At 61.5% G+C, this 9,573-nt stretch carries 5 protein-coding genes and 1 pseudogene; 5 read left to right on the forward strand and 1 reads right to left on the reverse strand.

Features of this window, described 5'->3' with window-relative positions; translation table 11 throughout:
• Nucleotides 1–511: 511 nt before the first annotated feature.
• Nucleotides 512–1,870 (reverse strand): annotated as a pseudogene (locus tag NA10_RS39600) (IS4 family transposase); the annotation flags it as partial.
• A 137-nt stretch (nucleotides 1,871–2,007) separates the two neighbouring features.
• Here NA10_RS39600 and NA10_RS37690 point away from each other — a divergent pair.
• The 5 genes from NA10_RS37690 (at nucleotide 2,008) to NA10_RS25505 (ending at nucleotide 9,566) form a co-directional block, all read left to right on the forward strand.
• Nucleotides 2,008–2,199 (forward strand): IS3 family transposase, encoded by a 192-nt coding sequence (locus tag NA10_RS37690; protein WP_169812644.1) that lies wholly within the window; start codon nucleotides 2,008–2,010, stop codon nucleotides 2,197–2,199.
• 578 nt (nucleotides 2,200–2,777) lie between these two features.
• Complete coding sequence (locus NA10_RS25490) at nucleotides 2,778–4,523, forward strand: type I restriction-modification system subunit M (RefSeq protein ID WP_067572303.1); 1,746 nt, start codon at nucleotides 2,778–2,780, stop codon at nucleotides 4,521–4,523.
• Nucleotides 4,523–5,827, forward strand: a complete 1,305-nt coding sequence (locus NA10_RS25495) for a restriction endonuclease subunit S (RefSeq protein WP_067572305.1) — start codon at nucleotides 4,523–4,525, stop codon at nucleotides 5,825–5,827. The genes NA10_RS25490 and NA10_RS25495 overlap by 1 nt, the downstream gene beginning before the upstream one ends.
• On the forward strand, nucleotides 5,827–9,150 hold the full coding sequence (locus NA10_RS25500; protein ID WP_245677884.1) for a type I restriction endonuclease subunit R: 3,324 nt from the start codon (nucleotides 5,827–5,829) through the stop codon (nucleotides 9,148–9,150). The genes NA10_RS25495 and NA10_RS25500 overlap by 1 nt, the downstream gene beginning before the upstream one ends.
• The gene (locus NA10_RS25505) at nucleotides 9,144–9,566 is read left to right on the forward strand and encodes a type II toxin-antitoxin system VapC family toxin (RefSeq protein ID WP_067572306.1); all 423 of its coding nucleotides are present in this window, start codon (nucleotides 9,144–9,146) and stop codon (nucleotides 9,564–9,566) included. Before NA10_RS25500 ends, NA10_RS25505 begins: the two co-directional genes overlap by 7 nt.
• Nucleotides 9,567–9,573: the final 7 nt, after the last annotated feature.

Consider the following 9,573-nt stretch of genomic DNA (forward strand, 5'->3'; position numbering starts at 1 on the left):
TCGCGAACCTTCTTCTGCCGCGGACCAATACCCACGCCAACACCTCCAAGATCAAGGTGTTGCGACGATCAGTTGAATACGGCCAGTACACGTCGGTGAAATTCACGGAATCCCTTTCCCTGCAAGGACTCTCAGCGTCTATCGGATCGGTTGGCGATGCCTACGACAACGCTCTGGCCGAATCGATCATCGGGTTGTTCGAGCAAGGCCACGTAGTTAAGCGGTGAGGCCGCCCGTCGGGTCGTTGTCCGGTAGGGCTGGCTCGGGTGCGAGCCATTGGTGGTTCAATCGGTAGCGTCCGCGACCGATCCGGTCGAGGAGTCCCTGGTCGGTCCAATGGCAGATCTGGCCGCAGAGGCTGCGGTATCGAGCAACGTTCAGCTCCTGGGCGATTTCGCTGGGGGGTCCATGCCCGGTCGGGGTCGGCCCGCAGCAGCCGCAGCACTTGATTGCGGCGGTCCGGACCGGCGCCCGGCTGTTCCGCTGCTGGCGGGTGAGGTTCGCCGGCCAGCAGGCTGATCTTTAACCGCGTGACGGTTTGGCTGCTGGTGGGACGGGTGTCGGTGGGTGGATTTCCGTAACGGGACATGGGGCACTTGACCTTCCGCACGCTGAGGCGCAAACGGCGTGCCGGAAGTAGGTTGCTCAGCACTGCTGTCGCAATACTGTTGCCGGGCACAATGTTTGAGATGACGTTGGCTGCGGTGACGATCTGGTCGATGGCTGCGGTCAGCGCTGCGGTGAAGCTTGCCCGATCGGGATCGGTTCCTCGAACGGTCTCCACGGCGTCACACATCGCGCGACGCAGCCTCTGATAGACCGTCAGCATCGCCCAGACCTCCTGTTCGAGGCCGACGGGGTCGGCTGAACGCAAGACGCGCCCATGGAACATGGTGTGGCGCAACGCGAAATACGCTGACTCGACCTCCCAGCGTTCGTGATAGAGACCGATGATCCCGATCGCGGGATCGGTGCGGTGATCGAGCAGCGTGGTGATGATCCGATACCGATCGCTCACGGTGGATCCGTCGGCGCAGGTGGCAGTCACCTAGCCGTCGATGATGCGGAAGCGGCGCCCGTTGATCCTGGTCAGAATGGAGCCGTCGGGCAGGGTTGCCCAGACCGCCGGGCGGCGACGGGAGGAGAGCCTGACCACCAGTTGAGCGCCGGTGGCGGCGGTGCGGGTGAGGAATTCGTCGCCACCGAAATTGCGGTCGGCCAGCACCAGCATCGACTCGTCGAGCAAGTGCATCAGCGTTGCGGCGTAGTCGGTTTCACTGCGGCGGACCGAGCCGAAGATCGCACCGAGGAGACCCCGGGTGCCGGTCTCACACAAGGTCAACACCCGCAGATGCGGATAGCCCTCTGCGCCGCCCCGATGTCGCGTGAGCTTGCCCAGCCGCAGCCGGATCCGCGGCTGGTCGGCGGCCTGGAGTGAACTGCAACTGTCGAAGGCCACAGTGCGCCAGCGTCGATAGCACACACCTGGAGTACTTGGTTGTGCGATCGGGCCTGCCACGATTTCGAACAGTGCTTTCAGTGGTGCTGCACCCAGCCGTCGGCGCAGATCTCGCAGCGCCTTCTCTGATGGCCGACGCAACGGCAGCGACCCGAGCCCGGCGACCAGCTTGTCCCATACGCGTTCGTAGCCCAGTGCCGGGAAAACAGCAAGCGCCAGAACGAAATACACGCCCACGCGCGAGGGTAGTAGACGGGTTCGGCGCTGCACCGTCCGGGTCTGGGCGAGTACGTCGTCGATCAATTCGAATGGCAAGTACTGCGTCAGCTCGCCAAGATGTCCGGGCGCGAAGATTCCTCTGGCCACGGTGATGGTGCGGGTGAGTGTTGTAGTGACAGACTGGGATAGCAACGGGACCTCTCGGATGCAGGAAGACCTTGGTCGGCTTCACTGCCATACCAGAGGTCCCGTTGCCACGCTCACCACCAATCACGTTCCGCAGCAAACGAGTTGACCGGTACCGCCGCGACTTAACTACGTGGCCTTGGTTGTTCAAGACCGAGGTCGTCAACCGACACGGCCCGTTCAAGACCCTCACCGAGGTCGAATTCGCGCTCATGGAATGGGCCGACTGGTACAACAACGCCCGTCTGCACTCCCGGCTGGACTACCTGACCCCGGCCGAATACGAAGCCGCGTACTACTCTCAACAATCGCCACGCCGACCGGCGCTGGTCTGAAACCGAAGCCGGTCCCTTACTCGTGACGGTTCAGTTCTGATAAGTCCTGTGTTTGGAGCCGGGTAGGCTGCGTTCGGTCGGGTGCAGTCATCGTTTGGGTCAAAGCCTCTACTCGCATGGTGCGCAATGGCTTTCGTGTCTGATCTCTCGGGTTGTAGCATGTCTTCTCATAGGTGCGATGGGGTATGGAGTCGGACAGCGAGGAGCGGCAACGTGGGGGTGGACCCGCAGGTCCAGAAACTGGCTGAAGGCACTGCGCGCTTCGGCTACCTGCTGAAATGTAAGCCAGTAGCGCGAAGGTCTGGCCGTCTCCGAACGACGACTGGTCGTCACGCCTCGGGCGATCGGTGCGTCCGAAGCCTTGTCAAGGTCCGGTGACGGCGAGGACACCGATCGAGAAGGATTCCCTGAGCAGGTCGCTGCTGCCGACCACGTGGCGTGCAGGGTGTCGCGATGCGCGATGATGCTCGTGTGACGCACTGGCTGCTGCAGACAGTGCGCCGCCTGTTCGGACAGCGCACACGGGCTAGCGGTAGGCGTCCAGCATTCATCGTCGAGTGAGACTCGTAAGGAGCCTTGTGAGCAACCTCGGTAGTTTCATCTGGTCGATCGCTGACCAACTTCGGGGTCCCTACCGCCCCAATCAGTACGGCAACGTGATCCTCCCGCTAACGATCCTGCGCCGTCTCGACTGCATCCTTGAGCCCGACCTGGAGACGGTACGCGCGCTGGCAGCAGAGTACGACAACCCCAATAAGCTCAAGGTCAAGGTCGAGCAGGCTACAGGACGGCCGTTCTACAACACCTCGAATTACTCGTTCGCGAACCTTCTTAAAGACGCCGACGGCTTGGCGGACAATCTGGCCGACTACATTGACCGGTTCTCACCAGATGTTGACGTGTTCGAGTACTTCGACTTCAAGAAGGAAATCCTCGCCTTGGAGAAGGCGGGGCTTCTGCGCGAGGTCATCACGGCCTTCAAGGCCGTCGACCTGCATCCGAACGTCGTCTCCAACGCCGATATGGGCGACGCGTTCGAGTACATCATTCGCAAGTTCAACGAGGCCGCGAACGAGACCTCCGGTGACCACTACACCCCGCGGGATGCGATTCGGCTGTTGGTCGACCTGCTGTTCGCCGAGAAGAACGCCGATTTGACCGAGGCTGGCATCATCCGCACGCTGTACGATCCCACCGCGGGTACCGGCGGCATGCTCGCGCTAGCCGAGGAGCACCTGCTTGCGCAGAACCCCGACGCGAAGCTGACCCTTTACGGCCAGGAGTACAACCCGCAGTCTTACGCGATCTGTAAGTCCGACCTGCTAGCCAAGGGCCACGACGCGTCCAAGATTGCCTTTGGCAATACCCTGACCGATGACGCGTTCAGGGGCCGCCAGTTCGACTACTGCATGTCCAACCCGCCGTACGGCGTCGACTGGAAGCAGTACGCCAAGACGATCACAAAGGAGCGCGACGAAGCGGGCCCCTACGGCCGATTCGCCCCTGGCCTCCCGGCGACTTCGGATGGGCAGATGCTCTTCCTGCTCCATCTGGTTCACAAGATGAGGGCGCCGGAGGACGGTGGCGGCCGGACCGGGATCGTGATGAACGGCTCGCCGCTTTTCAACGGTGCCGCCGAGTCCGGCCCCTCCAACATCCGCAAGTGGCTGCTGGAGAACGACCTGGTCGACGCCATCATTGCGCTGCCGACGAACATGTTCTTCAACACCGGCATAGCTACCTATATCTGGATCCTCGATAATGCCAAGCACACAGACCGCAAAGGCCTGGTCCAGCTGATCGACGGCAGCTCGTTCTGGACGAAGATGCGCAAGAGCCTCGGCTCTAAGAACCGTGAGCTGAGCGAGGATGACCGCGCCAAGGTGGTGCGTCTGTACGCCGACTTCACCGACGCCGACCCCGACTACTCCAGGGTGCTGCGCAACGACGAGTTCGGCTACTGGACAATCACTGTCGAGCGCCCCCTCCTCGACGAGTCCGGCCAGCCGGTGGTGGACCGCAAGGGGAAGCCTAAGCCGGACCCGAAGAAGCGCGACACCGAGAACGTGCCGTTCACCTACGGTGGCTCGACCGCTGGCGCAGCTGGCAAGGCTGAGGTCATCGATAAGTACTTTGACGCCGAGGTCAAGCCGCACGTTCCTGATGCCTGGATCGACTGGGACAGGCTCAGGATCGGCTACGAGATCCCCTTCACCCGGCACTTCTACAAGTACGTTCCACCACGGCCACTCGCCGAGATCGACGCCGAACTGGAGAAACAGGTCACCAAGATCCTTGATCTCTTGCGGGAGGTCGAGGACTGATGAAGTTCTACGCCGAGATGAAGCCAACCGACTCCCCATGGCTGGGCGAGGTGCCAGCGCATTGGGAGCTCAGCCGTTTCCGTTATGAGGCAACGATCAACGGCGGACAGGTAGATCCTCGCGAGGAACCCTGGAGCGGGATGACGCTGATCGCTCCCAACCACATCGAGAGCAACACGGGACGAATCATCAGCGTCGAAACGGCTGAAGAGCAAGGCGCCGACAGTGGCAAGTACCTCGTTGAGCAGGGCCAACTTGTGTATTCAAAAATTCGGCCGGCGCTCAACAAGGTTGCGATCGCTGAGACTGCTGCGCTCTGCAGCGCGGACATGTACGCGATGTCATTCGCCGCCCGGATCGAGCCGCGGTTCGCGCTCTACTACTTCCTGGCGCGGCCGTTCCACACGTTTGCGACGATCATCTCAACGCGCGTCAAGATGCCGAAGGTTAACCGCGAAGAATTGGCCGATGCGCCGTGGTTGGTTCCTCCGCTGGACGAGCAGCGGGCCATTGTCAGCTACCTCGACTGCGAGACCGCCCGCATCGACACGCTTATCGAGGAGCAGCAGCGCCTGATCGAGATGCTCCGCGAGCGGCGGCGCGCTCTCCGGGTGCACGTTGCACTGCACGGCACTGCGTCAACCGACGAAGTCGAGAGCCCCTTACCATGGGCAAACCAAGTCCCATCGAGTTGGCGTGTTGTCCCTCTGACCTCGGTTGCTCAACTTGAAAGCGGGCACACGCCAAGCCGTTCCAGAGCCGACTGGTGGACGGACTGTTATGTCCCATGGGTGAGTCTCCACGACGTCGGCAGGATGCGTGGAATCAAGTACCTTCAAGACACAGTACAGCGCATCAGTGATGCCGGAATCGCAAACAGTTCGGCCCGACTGCTCCCTGCGCACACCGTCGTTCTGTCCCGAGACGCGACTGTTGGACGTACGGCCATCATGGGCGTTCCGATGGCGACGTCTCAGCACTTCGCAGCATGGATATGTGGGCCCCTTCTTGACCCTGAATACCTGTGGGTTTTGTTCGGGGATGCGATGCAGCCATTCTTTGACTCATTCCAGAATGGGTCGACGATTCGCACCATCGGTATGGGGGATCTTAAGGCGTTTCGCATCCCGCTCCCGCCTGTCGACGAGCAGCGGCGAATCGTCGAGTACCTGGACAGGAAGACCGCTGAGATCGACGAGCTCATTGTCGAGACGGAGAACTTCATTGGGCTTGCCCGTGAGCGGCGGGGGGCGTTGATCACTGCAGCGGTGACTGGGCAGATCGATGTACGGGAGATGGTCTGATGGCCGACCACCACGAGGTCGTCTTCGAAACCGAGATTTGTGAGTATATGGCCGACCACGGGTGGCTGTACTCCGAGGATGACACTGGTTACGACCGAGAGCGGGCGCTATTCCCCGAGGACCTTTTCGCTTGGCTGAAGCAGACCCAGCAGACAGCGTACGAGAAGGCTTTGAAGGCCGCCGGGTCGGAGTCGAAGTTCCTTGACGTGCTGACCACGGCGCTCGACAAGCCTCTCGAGCATGGTGGCGGGACGTTGAATATCCTGCGCAACGGGGTGCAGTACATCGGCGGTGGCCGGTTGAAGATGGCGCAGTTCCGTCCCGAGACCAGTCTGAACGCAACCACCAACGAGCAGTACGCGGCGATGCGGGTTCGGGTGATGCGGCAGGTGCATTTCTCCACTGCTGACCAGCGCAGCATCGACCTGGTCTTCTTCATTAACGGGCTACCGGTCGCCACAGCCGAGTTGAAGACCGACTTCAACCAGTCTCTCGATGATGCGATCAACCAGTACCGCAAGCGCCGGAATCCAATGACCAACGGGCGGCTGGAGCCGCTGCTGTCGTTCGGGCACCGAGCCCTGGTCCACTTCGCGGTGGCCAACGAACTGGCGGCCATGACGACCCGGCTCGAAGGTGAAAAGACACACTTCCTGCCGTTCAACACGGGCTACGACCAAGGCGCGGGGAATCCACCGGCAGAGGACGGGCGGTCGGCCACCGCATATCTGTGGGAGCGGGTCTGGGAGAAACACGCCTGGCTCAACATCATCGGTCGGCTGATGATCGTGGAGACCAAGGAAGAGTGGGATGTCGCGACTGGAACGTCGGTGCGGCGTACAAGCATGCTCTTTCCTCGGTTCCACCAATGGGAGGCCGTGACAAACATCGTGGCCGCAGTGAGCGAGGAGGGTGTCGGGCATCGGTACCTGATCGAGCACTCGGCAGGGTCGGGTAAGACGAACACGATCGCCTGGACTGCACACCGACTAGCGCGGTTGCACGTGAACGACGAGAAGGTCTTCGACTCGGTGATCGTCGTCGTGGACCGCAATGTGCTCGATGGGCAGCTGCAAGAGGCGATCCGGCAGATCGACGGGGCAGGGAAGATCGTTGCCACGATCAGCCCAGAAGATGTCCGCAAGGCGGGAGCGAAATCGAAATCCGGACTGCTGGCAACCGCTTTGAAGAACGGCGAGCTGATCATCGCGGTGACAGTGCAGACGTTCCCGTTCGCCCTCGACGAGATCCGCGCTGACTCGTCGCTGAAGGGCCGGCGGTTCGCGGTGATCGCGGACGAGGCGCACTCCTCGCAGTCCGGTCAGATGTCCTCCAAGCTCAAGGCTGTACTGACCGCCGAAGAAGTCAAGGAGATCGAGGACGGCGGTCAGGTCGACGTCCAGGCGATCCTGGCCTCGGAGATGACCGAGCGAGCCGAATCGCAGAACATCTCGTACTTCGCATTCACCGCAACGCCGAAGAACAAGACTCTGGAACTCTTCGGCCGTAAAGGTCCTGATGGGAAGCCGACCGAATTCCACCTCTACTCGATGCGCCAGGCGATCGAAGAGGGCTACATCCTCGATGTACTCAGGGGCTACCAGACCTACGACACCGCGCTGAAGATCGCAGCCAAGGCCAAGAGCGGCGACGGTGACGAGGTGGATGAGGCTGCAGCACGCAGAGGGGTGATGCGGTGGGTGACACTGCACCCGACCAACATCAGCCCGAAGGTTCAGATCATCGTTGAGCACTTCCACGCCAACGTCGCCCACCTGCTGGAGGGCAAGGCGAAGGCGATGGTGGTGACCGACTCGCGCAAAGCCGCGGTGAAGTACAAGAAGGCGATCGACGCCTACATCGCCAAGCGGGCCGCCCTGGACGCCTCGTACAACTACCGCACCCTGGTCGCCTTCTCCGGCTCGGTGACGATGGACGAGGACGAGGAGTGGGTTTCGGACTGGGGGCCGCAGCCGAGCAAGGACGACGAGTTCACCGAAACCAACCTGAACCCCGGTGCCAGCTCGGACCTGGCCGCGGCGTTCAAGGGGGCGACATACAAGATCATGCTGGTCGCCAACAAGTTCCAGACAGGATTCGACCAACCGTTGCTCTCGGCGATGTACGTCGATAAGAAGCTGTCCGGGGTCACTGCTGTACAGACGCTGTCTCGGCTCAACCGCACTCATCGCACTGCGGGTGGGGAGCAGAAGCGCAAGACGTTCGTAATTGACTTCGTGAACAAGCCTGAGGACATCCGGGCTGCGTTCGAGCCGTACTTCACTAATGCCACCTTGGAGAACGAGACCGACCCGTACGTTGTTGTTCACCTCGCTACCAAGCTCGACCAGGCCGGGATCTACACGCCGGATCAGGTACGTGAGGTCGCCGAATCGTGGGTCACCCGGAAAGGCAACAACGCACTCTCGGCCGCGATCAGTCCGGCCAAGAACGCGTTCGCCCGCCGGTACGCGGCTGCAATCGAAGCCGACGACAAAGTCACTCTCAACACCCTCGACCTGTTCCGCAAGGACGTCTCCACCTACGTCCGGCTCTATGACTTCATGAGCCAGATCGTCGACTACGGCGACCCGTACATGGAGATGCTATCGATCTTCCTGCGGCTCCTGGAGAAGGTCATCGCAGATTCCTCTTGGTCCGCGGAGGTCGACCTCTCCGACGTGGTCCTGGTCGGGGTTAAGCACACCAAGGGGACCGCGGTCGACATCTCGTTGACCGGCGACGGTGAGCTCAAGGGCATCAGCGCCGCCGGCGCCGGCACCCGCAAGGAGCCCAAGTACGTTGCGCTGCAGGTTGTTATCGACAAGATGAACGACCTCTTCGGCGCCGAGTTGTTCACCGTATCACAGGTCCGTGAGTTCGTGCAGGGACTGGTGCAGCAGCTGCTCTCCTACCCGGACCTGATCAACCAGGCCAAGGTGAACACGAAGAAGCAGTTCATGGAATCGCCGGACTTCCAGTCGGCGGTCACGGAAGCGGTTGTCGACAATCAAGCGGCCCACAACACGATGGCCGATTACTTCTTCAGCGACGGCCCAGGCATCAACGCCGTCATCATGGCACTCGCGGATGCCTTCTACGAGGCAGCGATCGACAGCGAAACCACAGATCAGAGCGCTTCACCGGACGAGGCCGAGCAAGCCCTCGCCCGTGCAATTTCCGCCGGAGTTCTCGATCCGGCGGTACTCCAGGACCTACCGACAGCGGCAGAAGCTGCAAACATGCCGCTAGAGCCTCCGTCTCCTGACGGACCAAGCGGGAGCGAGGCAGTGTTGTCTCTGCGCGACGAGGAGACATGGTGAACTTCCTGTACATGGACACCTGCGCGGCCATCAAGCTTTTCAAGCAGGAAGAAGATTCCGAAGCACTCCAGAACTGGCTCGCCGACCAGGCGTCTTCCCGCCAGATCACCGCTCACCTGACTCGGACCGAGCTGCGCCGTGGTCTTCATGCGGCTGGTGCCAGTCAAGAGACGCACGCGCGCGCCACCGCTTGGTTGGACCGCTGTGCGCAAATTGTGCTGACGGCTGAAGTCCTCGATAAGGCGGGCAAGCTCGCACCCAATACCAGCCTGCGCAGCTTGGATGCGCTCCACGTGGTTGCGGCTCTTGAATTAGGGAGCGCGCTAACGTATTTCGTCACCTACGACAAGCGACTCGCCGCCGTAGCGGAAGCACAAGGTTTGACAGTGATCGCGCCGACGGAGCTGGTTGCGTAAGGAGGCA

This window comes from Nocardia acidivorans NBRC 108247 (assembly GCF_001625085.1).
GTDB lineage: Bacteria > Actinomycetota > Actinomycetes > Mycobacteriales > Mycobacteriaceae > Nocardia > Nocardia acidivorans.